The 18,657-nt window shown below is 68.3% G+C and carries 18 protein-coding genes; 6 read left to right on the top strand and 12 right to left on the bottom strand.

Annotation, left to right across the window (positions count from 1 at the left end; translation table 11 throughout):
- Positions 1–85 precede the first annotated feature (85 nt).
- Together metF and AC1RRF_RS07720 are read right to left on the bottom strand one after the other, a co-directional pair.
- A complete protein-coding gene (metF, locus tag AC1RRF_RS07725) occupies positions 86–1,036 on the bottom strand; it encodes a methylenetetrahydrofolate reductase [NAD(P)H] (protein WP_492833846.1) in 951 nt (316 codons plus the stop codon).
- The gene (locus tag AC1RRF_RS07720; RefSeq protein WP_492833845.1) at positions 1,033–1,995 is read right to left on the bottom strand and encodes an ArsR/SmtB family transcription factor; all 963 of its coding nucleotides are present in this window, start codon (positions 1,993–1,995) and stop codon (positions 1,033–1,035) included. Before AC1RRF_RS07720 ends, metF begins: the two co-directional genes overlap by 4 nt.
- 114 nt (positions 1,996–2,109) lie before the next feature.
- Here AC1RRF_RS07720 and AC1RRF_RS07715 point away from each other — a divergent pair, with 114 nt between their 5' ends.
- A complete protein-coding gene (locus tag AC1RRF_RS07715; protein ID WP_492833844.1) occupies positions 2,110–2,664 on the top strand; it encodes an EF-hand domain-containing protein in 555 nt (184 codons plus the stop codon).
- On the opposite strand, the gene AC1RRF_RS07710 is transcribed toward AC1RRF_RS07715, so the two are convergent.
- From AC1RRF_RS07710 to ettA, 3 genes are all read right to left on the bottom strand, one after another.
- On the bottom strand, positions 2,665–3,423 hold the full coding sequence (locus AC1RRF_RS07710) for a DUF6065 family protein (protein ID WP_492834152.1): 759 nt from the start codon (positions 3,421–3,423) through the stop codon (positions 2,665–2,667).
- 124 nt (positions 3,424–3,547) lie between these two features.
- Positions 3,548–6,331 (bottom strand): calcium-binding protein, encoded by a 2,784-nt coding sequence (locus tag AC1RRF_RS07705; RefSeq protein WP_492833843.1) that lies wholly within the window; start codon positions 6,329–6,331, stop codon positions 3,548–3,550.
- Positions 6,332–6,483: 152 nt separating this feature from the next.
- Positions 6,484–8,151, bottom strand: a complete 1,668-nt coding sequence (gene ettA, locus AC1RRF_RS07700) for an energy-dependent translational throttle protein EttA (RefSeq protein ID WP_492833842.1) — start codon at positions 8,149–8,151, stop codon at positions 6,484–6,486.
- A gap of 184 nt (positions 8,152–8,335) precedes the next feature.
- Between ettA and AC1RRF_RS07695 the strand changes: the two genes are divergently transcribed.
- Entirely contained in the window at positions 8,336–9,850 is a 1,515-nt protein-coding gene (locus AC1RRF_RS07695; RefSeq protein WP_492833841.1) for a serine hydrolase, read from the top strand.
- 34 nt (positions 9,851–9,884) lie between these two features.
- Here AC1RRF_RS07695 and AC1RRF_RS07690 read toward each other — a convergent pair whose 3' ends face one another.
- From AC1RRF_RS07690 to AC1RRF_RS07680, 3 genes are all read right to left on the bottom strand, one after another.
- Positions 9,885–10,238: a hypothetical protein gene (locus tag AC1RRF_RS07690; protein ID WP_492833840.1), complete on the bottom strand. Its 354-nt coding sequence runs from the start codon at positions 10,236–10,238 to the stop codon at positions 9,885–9,887.
- A 66-nt stretch (positions 10,239–10,304) separates the two neighbouring features.
- Positions 10,305–11,219, bottom strand: coding sequence for an alpha/beta hydrolase (locus AC1RRF_RS07685; protein WP_492833839.1), 915 nt, complete (start codon positions 11,217–11,219; stop codon positions 10,305–10,307).
- 91 nt (positions 11,220–11,310) lie between these two features.
- A complete protein-coding gene (locus AC1RRF_RS07680) occupies positions 11,311–12,060 on the bottom strand; it encodes an SDR family oxidoreductase (protein ID WP_492833838.1) in 750 nt (249 codons plus the stop codon).
- A gap of 111 nt (positions 12,061–12,171) precedes the next feature.
- Between AC1RRF_RS07680 and AC1RRF_RS07675 the strand changes: the two genes are divergently transcribed.
- Positions 12,172–12,777 (top strand): TetR/AcrR family transcriptional regulator, encoded by a 606-nt coding sequence (locus AC1RRF_RS07675; RefSeq protein WP_492833837.1) that lies wholly within the window; start codon positions 12,172–12,174, stop codon positions 12,775–12,777.
- Here the strand turns inward: AC1RRF_RS07675 and AC1RRF_RS07670 are convergent.
- Positions 12,774–13,622, bottom strand: coding sequence for an ABC transporter six-transmembrane domain-containing protein (locus AC1RRF_RS07670; RefSeq protein WP_492833836.1), 849 nt, complete (start codon positions 13,620–13,622; stop codon positions 12,774–12,776). The genes AC1RRF_RS07675 and AC1RRF_RS07670 overlap by 4 nt on opposite strands.
- A gap of 19 nt (positions 13,623–13,641) precedes the next feature.
- Entirely contained in the window at positions 13,642–14,253 is a 612-nt protein-coding gene (locus AC1RRF_RS07665; protein WP_492833835.1) for a TIGR02466 family protein, read from the bottom strand.
- A gap of 93 nt (positions 14,254–14,346) precedes the next feature.
- On the opposite strand from AC1RRF_RS07665, the gene AC1RRF_RS07660 reads away from it, so the two are divergent.
- A complete protein-coding gene (locus AC1RRF_RS07660) occupies positions 14,347–14,739 on the top strand; it encodes a GFA family protein (RefSeq protein WP_492833834.1) in 393 nt (130 codons plus the stop codon).
- Positions 14,740–14,743: 4 nt separating this feature from the next.
- On the opposite strand, the gene AC1RRF_RS07655 is transcribed toward AC1RRF_RS07660, so the two are convergent.
- The gene (locus AC1RRF_RS07655; protein ID WP_492833833.1) at positions 14,744–15,502 is read right to left on the bottom strand and encodes a tRNA1(Val) (adenine(37)-N6)-methyltransferase; all 759 of its coding nucleotides are present in this window, start codon (positions 15,500–15,502) and stop codon (positions 14,744–14,746) included.
- 116 nt (positions 15,503–15,618) lie between these two features.
- Here AC1RRF_RS07655 and AC1RRF_RS07650 point away from each other — a divergent pair, with 116 nt between their 5' ends.
- Complete coding sequence (locus AC1RRF_RS07650; protein WP_492833832.1) at positions 15,619–16,635, top strand: polyprenyl synthetase family protein; 1,017 nt, start codon at positions 15,619–15,621, stop codon at positions 16,633–16,635.
- Positions 16,636–16,803: 168 nt separating this feature from the next.
- Positions 16,804–17,043, top strand: a complete 240-nt coding sequence (locus AC1RRF_RS07645; protein WP_092312098.1) for an acyl carrier protein — start codon at positions 16,804–16,806, stop codon at positions 17,041–17,043.
- Between the two features lie 148 nt (positions 17,044–17,191).
- On the opposite strand, the gene AC1RRF_RS07640 is transcribed toward AC1RRF_RS07645, so the two are convergent.
- Positions 17,192–18,637 carry an alpha/beta fold hydrolase gene (locus tag AC1RRF_RS07640; protein ID WP_492833831.1) on the bottom strand — a complete coding sequence of 482 codons (1,446 nt, stop codon included), beginning with the start codon at positions 18,635–18,637 and terminating at the stop codon, positions 17,192–17,194.
- Positions 18,638–18,657: the final 20 nt, after the last annotated feature.

Raw genomic sequence — 18,657 nt, 5'->3', positions numbered from 1 at the left:
GGGCGAGTGGCGGTCAGCGGCAGCAGGCGGCCCAGAGTCTCGGTGATCCAGCGGCAGCCGGTGCAGGACAGGGAAAACAGGTTGGTCACGCGTCGGCTTTCTGTTCGCGCACGCCCAGCACCCGACAGATGGCGTAGACCAGATCGGCGCGGTTCAGGGTGTAGAAGTGGAAGTCCTGGAAGCCCTCTTCCTGCAGTCGGGCGCAGGTTTCGGCGGCGACGGAGGTCGCGATCAGCTTGCGGGTCTCGGGGTCGTCGTCCAGCCCGTCGAAATGGGCCGCCAGCCAGTCCGGGATCGACGTCCCGCACGATCCGCACATGCGCTGAAGACCGGCGAAATTGGACACCGGCATGATGCCGGGGATCAGCGGGATGGTCACGCCCGCCGCCCGCACCCGGTCGCGGAAGCGCAGGAAGGCGTCCATGTCGAAGAAGAACTGGCTGACCGCGCGGGTGGCCCCGGCGTCGATCTTGGCCTTCAGCACCTCGATGTCGTGCTCGATGGAGGGGCTTTCCGGATGGCGCTCCGGATAGGCGCCGACGGTGATGTCGAAGCCGCCGATGCGGCTGATCGCGCGGGTCAGTTCGGTCGCGTTGGCGTAACCGTCGGCGCGCGGTTGATAGACACCGCCGATGCCTGAGCCGCCCGGCGGGTCGCCGCGCAGGGCCACGATATGCTTCACGCCCGCAGTCTTATAGACCTCGATCACCGCATCGACCTCATCGCGGCTGGCGTCGACGCAGGTCAGGTGGGCGGCGGGCCGCAGGTCGGTCTCAGTCAGAATCCGCTCGACGGTGCGGTGGGTTCGCTCACGGGTCGAACCGCCGGCGCCGTAGGTGACCGAGACGAAGGCCGGGTTCAGCGGGGCCAGCCGCTGGATCGCCTTCCAAAGATTGGCCTCGGCCTCGTCGCTCTTGGGCGGGAAGAACTCGAACGAAACGCTCGGGCGCGATGAATCCTGACCGGCGCGGGCGACGGGCCCCAGCGGCGACAGCAACAGGGCGCGGGCCTCGGCCAGGCTGACGGGACTGCTCATGCCGCGTTCGCCCGAGCCAGGGCCGGGCGTTCGCCGGTCCAGATGGAGACGGTCAGGCCGTCGGTGTCCGGGGGCAGGGCGACGGAGGCGCTGGTCCGCAGGCCCGCGCCGGCCAGCCAGCGGTGCATCTCCTCGTCCGCGAAGCCGAGGCGCCGGTGCTGGTGCTCGTCCCGCAGATGCTCCAGCCGGTGGGGGGCGAAGTCGACGATCAGCAGGCGGCCGCCCGGCGCGACCAGCCGCGCGGCCTCGGCCACGGCGGCGGCGGGATCGGCCAGGTAGTGCAGGACCTGGTGCACCAACACCAGATCGGCGCTTTGCTCGGGCAGGCGGGTGGCGAAGATGTCGCCATGGCGCAGCTCGACCTTGTCCAGCCCGGCCTTGGCGACGTTGGCGCGGGCGATGTTGAGCATGTTGTGGCTGAGGTCCAGGCCGACCGACATGCGGGCGTTCTTGCCCAGCAGGGTCAGCATGCGGCCCGAGCCGGTGCCCAGGTCCACGACCCGGTCGAACGGACCCTCGCCGGCGGCCTGCAGGATCGCCGCCTCGACGGCGCTTTCGCAGACATAGAGCGAGCGAATGCGGTCCCACTGCGGGGCGACGCGTTCGAAATAGGCGCTGGCGGCGGCTTCACGGTCGCGGCGGACGTCTTCCAGCCGGCTGTCGTCGTCGGCCCCGGCGGTTTCGTCCAGCAGGTCCAGCACGGTGTCGATCAGGCGACGCGCCAGCGGATCGGAAGACAGGCGGTAGAAGACCCGCGCCCCGTCCGGGAACCGCTCGATCAGGCCGGCGTCGGCCATCAGTTTCAGGTGGCGGGACACGCGCGGTTGGCTCTGCTCCAGGATGCGCGAGAGCTCCATGACCGAGAGCTCTTCTCCAGCCAGCAGGGACAGGACGCGCAGCCGGGTCGGCTCGCCCGCGGCGCGCAGGGTTTCAACGGTCTGATCGGCGCTCAACGACATGTCCTTATATAAGGATATCCTTATATGCTTTGGCAAGGAAAAACCGCTGGCCAGACGCGGCGCGTGGGCACACTCTGGCGTGGTCGATAACCCTCGTATCCGGAAGTTTTTTCGATGCGTCTTCGTCCGACCCTGATCGCGGCGCCCGCCGCCGCCCTGCTTCTTCTGGCGCCCGCCGCCTTCGCCCAGACCCCGCCGCCCGGCGCGCCTCAAGGGGCGCCTCAGGGCGCTCCCCAGGCCGGGCCGCAAGGCGGTCCTCCGGGAGGGGGCATGGGCCGCGGCGGCGGCATGGGCGCCCTGCCGCATTCCCGCGCTGAGGTTGAGCCGTGGGCCGACCGGGTGTTCGGGCGTCTGGACGCCAACGCCGACGGCGCGGTCACCGGCAATGAGTTGACGATCCTGACCCAGGAGCCGGTGGCCTCGATGGGCGGCGGTCGTCTGCGCGCCTTGGTTTCGCAATCGGACGCCAACCGCGACGCCCGCGTCACCCGCGAGGAGCTCGGGGCCGGGGCGCTGCGCGCGTTCGACCGGATGGATGCGAACGGCGACGGCCAACTGTCCGAGGAGGAGCGCCCGCAGGCGCCCGCGCCCCAGCGGCCGATGAGCATTCCAATGCCGGCGCCGGCCAACCCGATGCCCATGCCGATGCCCGACGGGTCGGGCGGCTGATCAGACCGGCTCGCCGGTCTCGGACTCCGGCAGGGCGCCCAAGCGGCGTTTGTTGACGTGCCCCTCCGGTCGGGTCTCGGCCGCATCCGGGAACTCGCCGCGGAAATAGTAGCGCTGCCACGCCTGCTTCATGGCCGCCGGGTCTCCGTCGGCCATGCGGGTGTTGAAGTCGGTGCGGACCTCCTTCCACATCTCGTACTGGCGTGACAGGTCGCCGTCGGTCGATAGCGGCGCCCCCACCGGCTCGAAGGCCTCCACGTGGTGATGCTGGATCGGCTGGATGAAGCAGAAGGGCTCGTCCTTCTCGAACCGCACCCGGCCGGGTGCGGTGAAGCGCCAGTTCATCGTGAACGGGTAGGGGAGCCAGTCGGTCTCGACCAGGCCCTCCAGCGGCGCCAGGCCGTGCTTGAACCGGTTCGGACTGCCGGACGCTCGCAGCGCCCAGCCCGGAGGCGTGCGGAACAGCCAACCCACATGGAATGTGATTACCCCGTGGGTGAAGTGGGACACCACCAGGTGATCCAGTTGCGTTCCCTCGACCAGCGGACGGAACCGGATCGAGTCCGCGTCCAGCCCGCCGTTCCATTCGGCCTCGAAGCCGAACGGACACAGCAACTCCCAGCCCGTCGTGTTGGCCATGGTCAGCGGCAGGCAGCGATAGGGATGGCGTGCGGCGAAGCTGTCCATCCAGTCGCGTTCGGGCCGCCCCGGCACGAGTTGGGGCGGGTTCGGCTTGGTCGGGAAGCACTCCAGACGCAGGGGCGCGATCGGGGCCGCGGGTTCAATCAGAGGCTGGCTCAAGCCGGGTCTCACATCGGATGGCGAAGCGATCATCTGATCGTAGAACGCGGCGGCCCGCCAGCCCTATCAACGCCTCACGCGGTCAGAACATCCAGTCGCGGTTGAACGGCATGTCCGACGGCCCATCAACGACCATTCCGTGCCCGTTCGGCTCGTGCGCCATCGGCGCATGATCCTCAAGCAGGACGTCCATCAACCCGGGACCCGCCCCTCCGTCGTCCGGCTGGATCAGGGGCGTATTGATGTTCGCCTTGTCGAAGGGCAGGGGCGGCAGAACCTCGGGATCGCCTCCCAGGATGAAGGCGTCGTCACCGGGCAGGGTGAGCGGCAGGTCCGTCGCGAACTTTCCGCCCGCGGACTCCACCGGCTGGACCAGCGGCTCTTCGCCGATCTTCCCATCGTCCACGAAGGCGCCCCAGCCGTTCGGACCATACTGGATCCGCAGGTCGATCGTCTTGCCGTCCGAGAAGCGGATCATCTCGACGTTCACCAGCCGGTCGCCGCCATCCACCCCCTTCAACAGGAACAGGCCGTCATCCAGGATGATCAGCCTTGCGCCTTCCCGCGTGCCGCTGACCACCACGGTGTCCAGCCCATCGCCGCCGTCGATCACATCGTGACCCGCCCCGCCGGTGATGGTGTCGTCCCCGTCGCCGGCCGAAATGGTGTCGTCGCCGTCTCCGGCGAGAATCCGGTCGATCCCTGAGGTGCCGCTCAGGGCGTCGGCGCCGGCCGTGCCATTGACCGTATTGGGGAGCCGATCACCGTTGATATCGTAGAGGCCGTCGGAAAACCGCAACTGTTCCACGCCCTGCAGGCGGTCGGCCTGGTTGGGGGGCGAATTGTCCGTCACGATGGTGACGCCGTCGGAGCCCGTCGTGATGGTGTAGTTGGACCGCGGTCCTTCGTACACGGCCTGATCAACCCCCTCGCCGCCGTCCAGCCGATCCTCGCCGAAGCCTCCGATGAGGATGTCGTCGCCGTCGCCGCCGACCAGAATGTCATTGCTGAAGTCACCGTCGAGGCGATCGTTGCCGCCGTAACCCATCAGCAGGTTGGAGTCTTGCCGAGTTCCGGTGAGCACATCATCGAACGCACTGCCGTAGATGCTCTCGATCCATTCGAGAGTGTCCATGCCCTGGCCGGTGTTCTGCGGTCCGACAATCCGGAGATCGATGGTGACGCCGCGGGTGGCGGAGCGATAGTCGGCGATGTCGCCGCCTGCGAGGTACTGGCCGTTGACATAGGTCGGATAACTCTCGCCGCCGTGGCCGCCGTCGAGGCGGTCGTCTCCCTCGCCCCCGGCCAGAATATCGAGGCCATATCCGCCTTGAAGGCTATCGTCGCCGGCGCCGCCGTTCAGGACGTCGTCGCCGTTCCAGGACTGTATGACATCGTCCCCGGCCGTGCCGTTGAACACGTCGTTCCCGCTCGTGCCGTTGAACATCTGTCCGGGCGTGGCCAGTGGATTGTAGCCGAAATTGGCGGCGGAGAAGTCGGTCCGGACGGTGCTGACGAAGGTGATCAGCGTGATCCAGCCGTGCGCGTTTCCGCTCGCGTCGCGGTCCACCTGCAGCAGGACGTCGCCGCCCGCCTGAACCAGACGGGCGAACCCGATCTGGAAGGGGTTGTAGCCGTTCCACTGGATGAGGGAGGCGGTCAGCAGCGGCTCCCAGCTCAGGATGTCGCCGCCCGCTCCGGCGGTGAAGTCGGTGAAGCGGATCGTCGGGCTCGGGTTCTCGAGCCGGCCCATGTAGACCGTGTCCACCCCAGCGCCGGTCGCGATGGTCAGGTCGCCGTAGAGGAAGCCCTGCAGGTAGATGCGATCATTGCCCGCGCCGCCGTCCAGCAGGGCAGAGAACCCCGGGTCGCCGAGGATGCTGAGTTCGTCCGCGCCGTCTCCGCCGAACAGTTGAACACGATCCGTGGAGCCGTTCCAACGCGTGACCGAGATGTTGTCGTCGCCATCCCCGCCCATCAGGATGTCGTTGCCGCCGCCCTCGCCAGGGTTGCCGAGATCGCTCAGCTGGTCGTTTCCCGCACCGCCATTGACGACGTCGTCCCCCATGCCGCCGTTCAGGATGTCGTTGCCCGCCCCGCCGTCCAGCCGGTCGTTGCTGTTGCGGCCCTGCATGAAATCATCACCGTCGAGGCCCGACATGATGTCTTCGCCGTTGGTCCCGATCAGTTGGTCGACGCTGGCGGTGCCCATGAAGGTCTGGCCGGGGACGCCGGCGCCGTTCGGGTCAAAGCCGCTGAAATTCCAGGCGGTGAGGCTGGAGGCCAGGGTGGAGCGGAAGGTGAGGAGGGTGTAGGCGGCCTGTGCGCCGGCCGCGCCGTCCAGATCGATCAACAGCACAGTGTCGGCGCCGACCTGCATCAGCTTGAAATAGCCCGTAGAGAAGGGGTTGCTGCCGTTCCAGCCGGTGAAGAAGTTGAAGATCTTAAAGGTCGGACTGTCCCAGATGATCCGATCGCCGCCGACGCCGCCGGTGAAATCGGTCACGACCATCTGACCGCGCCCGGTCGGGTTAAGGCCGGAGAAATCGAGGATGTCGGCCCCGGAGCCGGTGATGATCTCCAGGCTTCCGGCGAGGTCCGAGATTCGGAACACGTCGGATCCGGCGCCGCCATCCAGCACGCCGGTGCTGGCGTTGGCGACATAGTATTCGATCAGATCGTTCCCGTCGCCGCCCTCGGCCCTCAGGACGTTGACCGGCGAAGTCCGGGGCCGCCAGAAGTGAAGGGTGTCGTTTCCACCCATGCCGCGCAGGGTGTCGTTGCCGCCGGCATCATCGTTGATGATGTCCGGCTCGCTACCCCCGGTCAGCGTCTCTGAGCCGGCGGTCCCGGTGATCGTCGGCATCTGTTTCCCCCGGGGCCCTGCAGGCCCGAACCCGACCGGGGCCGCGACGCGCGCCAACAGTCCCCCAACTGGCGGTGGAGGTTAATTAGAGGCTAACAGACAAGCAAGCGCTTGATCCCGCCGCGCCGGGCACGCGCCGGTCAGGGCGGGTTTTACCGCCCGAACTTCTGGAACTTGATCCGGTGCGGGATCAGGCTTTCGACGCCCAGGCGACGCTTCTTGTCTTCCTCATAGGCCTCGAAATTCCCTTCGAACCATTCGACGTGGCTGTCGCCCTCGAAGGCCAGGATGTGGGTGGCCAGGCGGTCCAGGAACCAACGGTCGTGGGAAATGACCACGGCGCAGCCGGCGAAGCCTTCCAGGGCTTCCTCGAGGTTCTGCAGGGTCTCGATGTCCAGGTCGTTGGTCGGTTCGTCGAGCAGGATCAGGTTTCCGCCCGAAGCCAGGGTCTTGGCCAGGTGGACGCGGTTGCGCTCACCGCCCGACAGCTGGCCGACCTTCTTCTGCTGGTCGCCGCCCTTGAAGTTGAAGCTGCCGACGTAGGCGCGGGAGTTAATCTCGCGCTTGCCGACCATCATGATATCGGTGCCGCCCGAGATGGCCTGCCAGATGGTTTCGTCGGGCTTCAGGTCGTCGCGCGACTGGTCGACATAGGCCAGCTTGACCGTCTCGCCGACCTTGATCGTGCCGCCGTCGGGCTGTTCCTGGCCGGTGATCAGCTTGAACATGGTCGACTTGCCGGCGCCGTTGGGGCCGATGACGCCGACGATGCCGTTGGGCGGCAGCTTGAAGGTCAGGTTGTCGAACAGCACCTTGTCGCCATACGACTTCTGCAGGCCCTCGACCTCCAGAACGACGTTGCCGAGGCGCGGGCCGGGCGGGATCTGGATGACGGCGTGGGTCTGCGCGCCGCGCATGCTCTCCTGCTCGTCCACCATTCGCTCATAGGCGGCCAGACGGGCCTTGGACTTGGCCTGACGGGCCTTGGCGCCCGAGCGGACCCATTCCAGTTCGCGGGTGAGGGCGCGCTGGCGGGCTTCGGATTCCGACTGCTCCTGCACGACGCGCTTGGTCTTGGCTTCCAGCCACGAGGAGTAGTTGCCCTCGTGCGGGTGACCCTTGCCGCGGTCCAGCTCCAGCGTCCATTTGGTGACGAGGTCCAGGAAGTAGCGGTCGTGGGTCACCAGGATGACGCAGCCCGGGAAGTTCTCCAGGTGATGCTGCAGCCAGGCGACGCTTTCGGCGTCCAGGTGGTTGGTCGGTTCGTCGAGCAGCAGCATGTCGGGCTTGCTGAGCAGCAGGCGGGCCAGGGCCACGCGGCGCTTCTCACCGCCCGACAGGTTGGTGACCTCCCAGTCGTCCGGCGGACAGCGCAGGGCGTCCATGGCCATTTCGATGCGGCTGTCGATGTCCCAGACATCGCCGGCGTCGATCTTCTCCTGGAGGGCGGTCATCTCCTCCATGAGTTCGTCGGTGTATTCCTCGGCCATCTCCACGGCGATGGCGTTGAAGCGGTTGACCCACTGCTTTTCTTCGCACCAGGCCTCGACGTTCTCGCGGACGTTCAGGGTCGGATCGAGTTGCGGCTCCTGCTCCAGGTAGCCGCGCTTGATGCCGTCGGCGGCCTTGGCCTCGCCGGAGAATTCCTTGTCCAGCCCGGCCATGATCTTCAGCAGGGTGGACTTACCCGAGCCGTTGACCCCGACCACGCCGATCTTGGCGTCGTTGTAGAAGCTCAGCCAGATGTTCTCGAAGATCTTCTTGCCGCCGGGAAAGGCCTTGGTCAGGCCCTGCATCTGGAAAATATATTGCTGCGCCATGAGGTGCGGTGCGCCCTGTCGTCTGATCGGATGGGGAGGTTGGCGCGGGATGTAGCCGCCGCGCCGCTTCAGGGCAAATGACTAGCGGACGGGCAGGGCGGTTTGATGACCACGCCGTGCATCCATTTGACGGTCTGGCGGCCTCTTCTCGCTGCGCTCCGGTGTCGGGGCGAAGGGAGCATCCATGTCATCGCGCCTCGCCTGCACGGCCTTCGTCGCCGCGATCCTGCTTGTCCTGCCGGCCGCGGCCGGAGCCCAGGATCGCGCCGCCTTCCCCGCCGCCATGGACGCCTTCGCGCGCCGGGCGCTGGAGCGGACCGAGGCCGTGCCCGGCATGGCCGTGGCGGTCGTGGACCGGCAGGGCGCGATCTACACCGGGGGCTTCGGCGTCGCGGATGTCGCGACCGGCGCGCCGGTGGATGCGGAGACGCGATTCTACATCGCCTCGGCGACCAAATCCTTCACCGCCCTGGCCGTCGCGGCGATGGCGGAACGGGGCGAGGTCGATCTGGAGGCCCCGCTGGCCGCCTGGTCGCCGGACTCGGGCGTGCCCGCCGACATCGCCGGGCGGATCACCCTGACCGATCTGCTCAGCCATCGGTCGGGGGTCGAGAACGGCCCGATCGCCTTCCGCACGGCCTATTCAGGCGACTGGACGCCGGAGCTGCTGTGGCGGCTGACCGCCGAGACCCGGCCGCGCGAGGGCGGGGCCTACGGGACGTTTGCCTACACCAACTCCGGCTACAACCTGGCCACGGTCCTGATCGGGCGCCGCTGGGGCGGCGACTGGCGCACGCTTGTACAGGGCGAGGTCCTGACGCCGCTGGGCATGAGCGACACCACGGCCTTCATCGATGAGGCGCGGGCGGAGGGCCACACCGTCGCCGCGGGCCATTTCGGCCGCCTCGCCGGACAACCCGAGCGGTCGTATCTGCAGAAGACCGACCCCACGATGCAGTCGGCCGGCGGGCTGATCTCCACGGCGCACGACATGGCGATCTGGCTTGAGGCGCAGGTGACGGACGGAACGGTCGGCGGACGCCGCGTCCTGCCCGCGGGCCTCATCGCGTCCACCCATGCGTCCAGGGTCGCGCAGGAGACGACCTTCGGTCCCTATGTCCGCACCGGCTACGGCCTCGGCTGGCAGGTCGGGCGGTACGGCGATGACGTCGTGATCCACCACTTCGGCAATTTCTCGGGCTCGCGGGCCCACGTCTCCTTCATGCCGGAGCGTCATCTGGGCGTGGCCGTGATGGTCAATGAGGACGCCTTCGCCGGCGAACTGGCCGATCTGGTCGCCAACTACGCCTATGACTGGTTCGCGAACCTGCCGGACGTGGACGCGGTCTATGACGCGAAGCTGGCCGAGCTGGCCGTCCGCCGGGATCGGCGGCGCGAGGGGATCGCCGCCAACCTGGCCGCCCGCGCGCAGCGGCCTCGGACCCTCAGCCTTCCGAACGCCGCCTATGTCGGGGACTACGTCAGCCCGGCGTACGGGACCTTGAGCGTGAGCGAGGACGGCGACCGCCTGCGGCTGGCCATCGGCGTGCAGTCGGCGGTGGCCGAGAACTTCACCGATCCGGAAAGCCTGCGGGTCGAACTGACGCCCTATACCGGCCAGGGGGTCACCTTCCGGCTTGGCGCCGACGGACGCCCTGTGTCGCTGGATTACGACGGCGAGATCTACACGCGGCGCTGACCGGGGGCCTACGGCCTGACCGGCGACACGGCCGTCAGGGCGCGACACGACCGACGCCGCGACGGATGACGACCCCGCCGACAACCAGGGCCAAGCCGGCGCCCATCAAAAACATCGAGAAGGCGCCGCCGCCGATCTCGCTGTTGTTCGCCGCGCTGATGGATCTCGCTGCAGATGCAGCGTCCGTCGCAGTGGTCGCCGTGGCGAAGGCCACCTGTTTGCATTGAGCGATCAAATCCGCATCGGCCCCGCGTTCCGCCATTGAGGCCTCGCAGGCCTGTCTGAGGCCTGGATCGGCGGCCGGCGGACCACCCGTGAAGTGTATCCACCCGCCGACAGCGATCAGAACGACGCCAAGAGCGATGAGAATGAGCGGATTTTTCTTCAAGAGAACCCCCAGTTGCGGCGACTTTGAACGAAGGCCGCCACGGTCGGATCGGTTCCCTGAAAGACGCTACGTCCGTGCCGGCAAGAGGGCCATCAGGGCGCGGGTGAAGCCGACCGGGGCGACGGTCAGGTGATCCTCTTCCGCCAGAATCGTCGACTGGACCCGAAGGCCTGGATAGGCGCGGGACTTCAGGATCCGTTCCATGGTCCGCACGTCCCCGACCATGTCGGAGTCGGTCGTATGGCGCGGGCCGGGGCCGGGGGTCTCATAGGCGCCGATGTACATGAAGACCTCGGCCGGGAGGTCGCGGTGTGTGCGGGCGTATTGGGCCTCCATCGACATGATGTGCCGCTGGTCGAACCAGAAGGACGGGCTGCCCAGCACATAGCCTTGGAACAGCGCCGGGTCGGTGAACAGGATCTGGGCGCCGAGCAGGGCGCCGTAGGAATGGCCCAGCAGGATCCGGCGCGCGGGATCGGCGCGGAACCGGCTCTCGATGAAGGGCAGGGCCTGCGTCTTCAAATAGGTCTGGTAGGCCGGGCCGCCGCCATGGACGGCCGCACTGGCGCGCCGAGGTCCGTTCGGGGTCGGCGTATAGTCGCGGTTCCGGCTGACCGCGCCGTTGTCGCCGCGTGCATAGGACAGGCCGACCAGGATGAACTCCTCGATCACCGGACCGTCCAGGTTCACCCGCCGCGCGATCTGGCGAATGATGGGGAAGGCGTAGTCCGCGTCGGTGACGTACAGCACCGGATAGCGGCGCTGCGGGCTGGTCTCGTAGCTCGCGGGCAGGCTGACGAAGACCTCGTAGTCGCGGCCCGAGACGGGATCGGGCACGGTCCAGACCTGGGTGCCCTTCAGCACATAGGGCGCGCCTTCCGTCTGGGCGGGCTCCCTTGCAGACTGAGCGCCGGCCCTGTCCGAGCAGGCCATGACGGCGGTCGCCGCAAGTAGAATTATCGCCAGACCCAACGCCCTCATACCCGACTCCCTGACAGCTTTACTGCGAGGCAGCCTAGGGCGGAATGTGGCCGCGAGGGGGCGGCGGCCGCCCCCTCGCGCCGTCGGTCGATCAGGCGTTGGCGCCGCCGTCGACCAGGATGCCGGAACCGGTGACGTAGCTCGCGCCCGGACCGGCGAGGAAGGCGACGGCCGAGGCGACCTCGTCGGAACGGCCGTAGCGGGGGATGGCCAGACCGGGCAGGATGGCGTCCGCAAGGGGACCGTCGGCAGGGTTCATGTCGGTGTCGGTCGGGCCGGGCCGGACGAGGTTGACCGTGATCTGACGCGGGCCGAGTTCGCGGGCCAGGCCGCGGGTGAAGGATTCCAGCGCGGATTTGCTGGCCGAATAGACAGTCAGGCCGCCGAACGGCACCTGCAGGCCGACGTTACTGCCGATGGTGATGATCCGGCCGCCGTCGGGCAGGTGACGCAACGCCGCCTGGGTGGTCAGCAGCACGCCGCGGACATTGACGTTCAGGAGGGCGTCGATGTCTTCAAGCGGCTGGTCGGCGAAGGCGCCCATCCGGGCGATGCCGGCGTTGTTCACGAGGATGTCGAGGCCTCCGAGGCCCGAAACGGCGCCGTCGACGGCGGCCGCTGCGCCGGCGGTGGAACCGGCGTCGGCCTTAATGGCGACGGCCTTGCGGCCGGTGGCGCGAATCTCGGCGGCCAGCGCCTCGGCGAGGTCGGCGGACTTCTCATAGGTGATGGCGACATCGGCGCCGTCGGCGGCCAGCTGGCGGGCGATGGCGGCGCCGATGCCGCGGCTGGCGCCGGTGACGAGGGCGCGTTTTCCGGCGAGGGGGAGAGAGGCGGTCATGTTCTGATTTCCATTCTGTAACGACTACTACAGATCGCCAGATGGAAAGCTTGCCTGCCGTCGTCAAGGGATTATGTATCGCTCGTTAGAAAAAGAGGTCCGAAAGACGCCATGGCCGGCCGTCCCCGCAGTTTCGATCGTGATGAAGCCCTGTCCCGCGCCCTTCAGGTGTTCTGGGCCAAGGGCTATGCGGACGCGTCCATGACCGATCTGACCGAGGCCATGGGGATCAACGCCCCCAGCCTCTACGCCGCCTTCGGCAGCAAGGAGGAACTCTTCCGGGAGGCGGTGCGGCTCTACACCGCCACCCAAGGTGCGGCCCTGTGGGCGTCGATGACCGAGGCCGCGACGGCGCGAGAGGCCGTCGGGGGTCTGTTGCTGGCCACGGCGCTGGCCAACGGAGAGTGCGACCACCCGAAGGGCTGTCTGCTGGCGATCTCGAGCGCCAACCTCGACGCCCTGCCGAAGGGCGCCTGCGACGATGTCGCGGCGATCCGAAAGGATGCGTTCGCGGCGATGCAGGATCGGCTGCGCGCCGGTCAGGCGGCGGGTGAGATCGCGCCGGACGCCGATCTGACCGCCATGGCCGCCTTCTTCGCCACGGTCCAGCAGGGCATGACCTTCCGGGCCCGCGAGGGGGCGACGGCGGATGAACTGGCCGGAACCGCCCGCGCCGCCATGCTGGCCTGGGACGGGCTGGCGGGACTGTCGGCCTAGGCCGGGTCCGACAGGCGCATGCGCCCGTTGAGGTCCTTGAGCTTGGCGATCTGCTGCACCGTCACGGGGACCTGGTCCAGTGCGAACACGAAGCGCCAGACGTAGGAGAAGACGGCGTAGACGTCGCCCGCCCGAATGCCTCCGGCGTCACCCTGGCTCAGTCGCCACAGCGCCGCGCCGATCAGAACGATGACGCAGACTTCCATCAGGCCGAAAGCCCGGGCCTCGGAGTCCGACAAACGGACGCGCCACACGCCCAAGGCCTGGAAATGGCGCCGCACCGTGCTGGCGCGCCCGCGGCTCAGCAAGCCGACCTCCCGCTCCAGTCGGTCGTTCAGTCCCCGGTTCAGCGTGACGGCGCGTCGGCCCAGCGCGACGTTGATCAGGATCAGCGGCGCGATCAGCACCAGGCAGGCGCCGCCCACCACGGGATCGAGCGAGGCCAGCACCACCAGGGCGGTGGCCAGCCCGACCAGCGCGGTCAGTCCGCCCGGCACGTCCTTCTCGAGGAAGTCGACATATTCCCTGGTCAGGATGGCGCGGGCCGCCACCACGGACGGCTCGATCCCGCCGGCATGGGCGCGTTCGACGAAGCCGCCGGCGAGGTCGGCATAGACCCGGGTGAAGATCCGGGTGTCGTACATCTTGGCCGCGACCTCGAGGCCCATCATCAGCAGATGCCATACCCCCAACGCCAGCACGGGCCGCAGGTCCTGGGCCAGCACGCCGTTGATCGCGAAGGCGGTCACCAGCGGATAGAGCTGCCCCGCCAGGTGCGCCACGATCGTCAGGCCATAGGCTGAGGCCAGGCGCAGGCGATGGGTGCGGATGACGGCGCGCAGCATGATCCGTCCGACAGGCCTCCTAGGCGTAGTTGAAGCTGATCGAGATGCGCTCGGACTTGGCGGCGTTCGACGGCACTTCGTGACGCAGCCAGCTTTCCCACATCAACACCGTCCCGGCCTTCGGAGCCAGGTAGACGAAGGGTTGTTCGGCCTCCGACGCATCGGGACGCACGCCGGGGCGGGCCATCATCATCGGCAGGCGCGGATCTTCGAGTTTCAGCGCCGAGGCGCCGTCCGGAACCTCGACGTAAACGGTGCCCGACAGGAAGGCGTGGGGGTGGATATGGCCTGTATGCCCGCCGCCGGGCTTGAGGATGTTGACCCACAGATTGTCCAGGCGCGGCTTGCGCGCCAGGTCGAAATTCAAAGCCTTGGCATAGGCTTGTGCGTGTTTGTCGAGATGTCGCTTCAGCTCGCCGAACTCCGGTAGCCGCACCGGCAGGTCGGTCAGGGAGCCGTAGGAGGTGTAGCCGCGATAGCCGTGCTCCTTGCACCACTGACGCCCGGCCATGTCCTCGGCGGCCAGCATCCGGCAGGCGTCGGCCAGTTCGGCGTTGAACGCCGCGAAGCCGGCGGAGTCGGCCAATGAGGCCTCATAGACCTGGGTGACGAAGAGGGGGCGCAGGGACATGGGAGGTGGATAGCCCGTCTCCCCTCGCGGGAGAAGGAGGGCGGCTGGAAACCTGGCCCGCCCTGGACGTTCGATGGAGCCGAGGAGCTCTACATGCATCAGTTCAACGGCGGCTGCCTTTGTGGTCAGGTGCGGATCGTCGCGACGGGGCGACCGTATCGCGTCGGTCTGTGCCACTGTCTGGATTGCCGCAAGTCCTCTGGCTCGTTGTTCCAGGTGACGGCGATCTTTCCGGAAACGGCGGTGACGGTCGCGGGCGAGACAGGTTCGCATGCCGGACGGCATTTCTGCCCGCGTTGCGGCGCGTCGGTGTTCGCGCGCAGCGGGGACGAGATCGAGGTCAACCTCGGCGCGCTCGACGCGCCAGACCAGCTGGCGCCGACCTACGAGAACTGGACTGTGCGTCGCGAGGGCTGGCTGCCGCCGTTTCCGCTGGCGAAACACTATGTGAGGGATCGGGAAGGCGAGGGGCGGTTGGAGCCCTAGGCGCTCACCACTCCAGCCCCGCTTCCCCCCTCAGTATAGCCTCCGCCTCCGCCGTATGCTTGGCCCCGTCGCGGGGGTGCAGCACCAGCGCCGGCAGCAGGCGCAGCGGCGCCTTGCCCGTCTTGATGGCTTGCACCAGCACCCGCTTGGCCGGCTCGTCGGCGAAGGCGTGGATCGGGCGGATCGCGAACGATCCCGCCGTCTCGCCCAGACCCGCCAGCAGGTCGGCCAGCCGGTCGGCGCGGTGGATGACCACGATCTTGCCGCCCTCGCGCACCGACTTCAGCAGGAACCGCGCCCAAGCGCCCAGTCCGTCGTCGGCCATCCAGGCGCCCGACTTTCCCGGAGCCGGCGCGCGCAGGGCTCCCGGGTCGTCGAAGAAGGGCGGGTTGGACACCGCGCGATCGAAGACCGGCAGATCCAGGGCGCGGAACCCCCTGGCCACATCGCCCTCGAAGACCACGGCGTCCGCGCGGTTCAGCTCGGCGTTGCGTCGGGCCAGCGCCGCCATGGCCGGATCCCGCTCCAGCCCGGTCAGGGCCACGCCCGGACGCCGCGCCGCGATTTGCATCAGCACGGCGCCCGCGCCGCAGCCGGCCTCGACCACCCGCTCGCCCGGCGCGGCGTCGCAGGCGGCGGCCAGCAGGGCGGCGTCCATCCCGGCGCGATAGCCCTTGGCGGGCTGGAGGAACCGCACGCGACCGCCGAGAAGGGCGTTCTCGACGATTTCCGATGGCGATTCAGTGGCGGATGCGACGGTCACGCGGCTTGACCCCTGTTGACCCGATCACCATTGTGCGCCGCATCGCCGCCGGGCAAGGCGGCGGCTGGATTTTCAGGCGCGATCCTCCTCCCGCGCCGCTCCCGAAGAGTATTCCGTTGGACGCTGTCACCGTCGCCGAGTCCCGTCGCAAGGGAGAGGTCGAGCCCTTGATCCGGCTCGCCCGCGACGACATGGCGGTGGTCGACGCCCTGATCGTCGCGCGGATGCAGTCCGACGTTCCGGTCATCCCGATGCTGGCCGACCACATCGTGGCGGCGGGCGGCAAGCGCCTGCGTCCGCTGCTGACGGTGGCCGCCGCGCGCGCCGTCGGCGCCCCGAACGGCATGGAGGCCGCCGTCCGCCTGGCCGCCTCGGTCGAGTTCATCCATACCGCCACCCTGCTGCACGACGACATCGTCGACGCCTCGGACCTGCGCCGGGGCAAGGTGGCCGCCCACCTGATCTGGGGCGCCCCGTCCAGCGTGCTGGTCGGCGACTTCCTGTTCGCGCGAGCCTTCGAGCTGATGGTCGAGACCGGTCAGATGCGGGCCCTCGGCATCCTGGCGCGGGCGTCCAGCGTCATTTCCGAGGGCGAGGTGCTGCAGCTGACCCGCGCCCACGACCTGGGTCTGGACCAGGAGACCTATCTGCAGATCATCTCGGCCAAGACCGCCGAGCTATTCGCCGCAGCGGCGGAATCGGGCGCGGTCGGCGCCGGCGCCGACGAGACGGCGGTGGAGGCCCTGCGCGCCTATGGCCTGAACCTGGGCCTGGCTTTCCAGCTGGCCGACGATGCGCTCGACTACGGCGGTCAGGCCGCGGATCTGGGCAAGAACACCGGCGACGACTTCCGCGAGGGCAAGGTCACCCTGCCGCTGCTGCTGGCCGCCGCCCGCACCAAGGGTCACGACGACGGCTTCTGGGAGCGCACCATCAACAAGGGCGACCGCCGCGAGGACGACTTCAAGCGCGCCCGCGAACTGGTCGTCGGCGCCGGGGCGGTCGGGGCGACCCTGGACGTGGCCTGGGACTACGCCGACCTGGCCAAGGCCGCGCTGGCGCCGTTGGCCGACAGCGAGTGGAAGACCGCGCTGGAGCTGCTGGCTGATTTCGCCGTCAGCCGGGTCGCGTAAGGCTTGTTCCGCACGGCTACGGACTATTTCACCCCGCCACGGCTGTGCTAGAGCGCTGCAACCGGTCGGGGTGAGTCTTCGTTACAAGGCTTGCGCCGCCGTCGCCGTCGTCATACGGCAAGGATTGAGACAACAGCCGCCATGGCGGCATCAGAAGGCAGAGACACCATGTCCGACACCCTGGAACGCGTCCGTAAGATCGTTATCGACCACCTGGACGCCGATCCGGACAAGGTCACTGAAAAGGCCAGCTTCATCGACGACCTGGGCGCCGACTCGCTCGACAACGTCGAACTGGTCATGGCCTTCGAGGAAGAGTTCGACATCGAGATCCCGGATGACGCCGCCGAGCACATCCAGACCGTTGGCGACGCCGTGAAGTTCATCGACGAGAAGCTGGCGGGCTAAGGCTCACCAGCCGTTTCGTACGGCATCAAAAAGCCGCCGCGACGCTGAAGGGCGTCACGGCGGCTTTTCTGCGTCTGGGGCTGACCGGGACGGCCGACCCGACGGCGTTCGCGTGTCGCGGCGAACGCCGTCGGGCCCCCATTCGTCCTCAGGCGACCGGGAAGGTCGGCGGCGCCAGGGTCAGGTTGGTGTCGCTCACCGGCTGCTCGCTGAAGAACTTGACCAGCAGGGGCGTCACCTCCGGGTGGGCCTCGAAGACGTTGTGGCCGGCGTTCTCGACCACCACCCGCGTCTTGTTCTGGAACTGGGCGATGACCTCGGCCTGTTCCTCCAGCGGGGTGCGGCCGTCGAGGGTGCCCGCCACCAGGAGGGCCGGGGTCTCGATCCGGATGGCGCTGCGGAAGTCCTCGCCCAGATCGACGCCGGGGATCGCCCCCAGCAGATGCGGCATGGGGATGTTGAAGGCGTCCCCGAGCACGGCCGTCTTCGCCTCTTCGGTGATCAGAGCGAGGCGAGCGGGTGAAATACCCGACGCCAGGTCCATCGCCTCCGGCATGCCGGAGATGCTGAAGTAGCGATGGGGCGGCGGGAACAACGGCGCCAGGACGTCGGTCTTTCCGGCGTCGAGCGCCAGGTAGATTTTCGGCAGCATGATCAGCTGCGGCGGATTGGCGACCAGGGCGGAGGCCATGAGCTGGACTCCGAAGCCGCCCATCCGGACATCGACCGTGCCGTTTTCGGCGGGCATGGTCACCGTCGCCGGATCGGCCTCAAGCCGCTCATGCACGCGGCGCATCAGCGCCGGCATGTTCGGGATCGCCGCGCGGACGGCGGGATCCGTCCCCATCAGGCGATCGACGCGGTCCAGGAACATATCGATGTGCGCGGGCCGTTTGACGGTCTGGTCCTGACCTTCAAGGCTGGCCAGGGCGACGCGGCCGATCGAGTTCGGGTGCCGTTTCAGGACCGAAAGGGCCAGGTGGGTGCCGTAGCTGATGCCCCACAGATTGACCTTCTCCGCACCCAGGTGAATGCGCAGGTCCTCGATGTCGTCAGCGTTCTGTTCGGTGTTGTAGCCGGTCATGGCGATGCCGGCGCGGGTCCAGTCGATCCAGGCCTTCTGCATTTCCTCGCGGTACCAGGCGGTCATGCCGGCGCGGGTCAAGGCGGGGTAGGGCGTGGTGTTGGCCCGGTCGGGAATGCTGGACGACAGGCCGGTGCCGCGCTGGTCGAAGGCGATGACGTCGGCCACCGCTCTCAGGGCCATGAAGATCGGGAACCGCGGGCCCATCGCGGTGCGCACGCCCGATCCGCCGGGGCCGCCGGCCAGATAGACGATGGGCGCGCCCGGGTTCGGCGAGGTCGAGGGGAAGCGCACATAGCCCAGGCGGATGCGGCGCGAACCGGGAATGCGCCGATCCTCGGGGACCTCGAAGTAGCCGCGGACGGCGTCGGTCTCTTCGCCGTTCCCGGCCTTGTAGCGGAAGGGCCCGGCGGGCTCCTGCGCATGGGCTTTCCAGGGAAGCGCCAGGGCGGGCACGGCGAGGCCTGCGGCGGCGAGGACGGAGCGGCGGTTCAGGGATGTGTAGGTCATGGCGACGGTTGAAGCAGGGT

The organism is Brevundimonas sp. GW821-FHT12C05, assembly GCF_058807475.1.
Note: the sequence above shows the minus strand (reverse complement) of the source record. Positions and strands in the feature narration are given on the sequence as shown.

Excerpts from the sequence above, each read along its gene's own strand:
- metF (WP_492833846.1), bottom strand. The coding sequence starts at position 1,036 with ATGAGCAGTCCCGTCAGCCTGGCCGAGGCCCGCGCCCTGTTGCTGTCG.
- AC1RRF_RS07720 (WP_492833845.1), bottom strand. The coding sequence starts at position 1,995 with ATGTCGTTGAGCGCCGATCAGACCGTTGAAACCCTGCGCGCCGCGGGC.
- AC1RRF_RS07715 (WP_492833844.1), top strand. The coding sequence starts at position 2,110 with ATGCGTCTTCGTCCGACCCTGATCGCGGCGCCCGCCGCCGCCCTGCTT.
- AC1RRF_RS07705 (WP_492833843.1), bottom strand. The coding sequence starts at position 6,331 with ATGCCGACGATCACCGGGACCGCCGGCTCAGAGACGCTGACCGGGGGT.
- ettA (WP_492833842.1), bottom strand. The coding sequence starts at position 8,151 with ATGGCGCAGCAATATATTTTCCAGATGCAGGGCCTGACCAAGGCCTTT.
- AC1RRF_RS07695 (WP_492833841.1), top strand. The coding sequence starts at position 8,336 with ATGTCATCGCGCCTCGCCTGCACGGCCTTCGTCGCCGCGATCCTGCTT.
- AC1RRF_RS07685 (WP_492833839.1), bottom strand. The coding sequence starts at position 11,219 with ATGAGGGCGTTGGGTCTGGCGATAATTCTACTTGCGGCGACCGCCGTC.
- AC1RRF_RS07680 (WP_492833838.1), bottom strand. The coding sequence starts at position 12,060 with ATGACCGCCTCTCTCCCCCTCGCCGGAAAACGCGCCCTCGTCACCGGC.
- AC1RRF_RS07675 (WP_492833837.1), top strand. The coding sequence starts at position 12,172 with ATGGCCGGCCGTCCCCGCAGTTTCGATCGTGATGAAGCCCTGTCCCGC.
- AC1RRF_RS07670 (WP_492833836.1), bottom strand. The coding sequence starts at position 13,622 with ATGCTGCGCGCCGTCATCCGCACCCATCGCCTGCGCCTGGCCTCAGCC.
- AC1RRF_RS07665 (WP_492833835.1), bottom strand. The coding sequence starts at position 14,253 with ATGTCCCTGCGCCCCCTCTTCGTCACCCAGGTCTATGAGGCCTCATTG.
- AC1RRF_RS07660 (WP_492833834.1), top strand. The coding sequence starts at position 14,347 with ATGCATCAGTTCAACGGCGGCTGCCTTTGTGGTCAGGTGCGGATCGTC.
- AC1RRF_RS07645 (WP_092312098.1), top strand. The coding sequence starts at position 16,804 with ATGTCCGACACCCTGGAACGCGTCCGTAAGATCGTTATCGACCACCTG.
- AC1RRF_RS07640 (WP_492833831.1), bottom strand. The coding sequence starts at position 18,637 with ATGACCTACACATCCCTGAACCGCCGCTCCGTCCTCGCCGCCGCAGGC.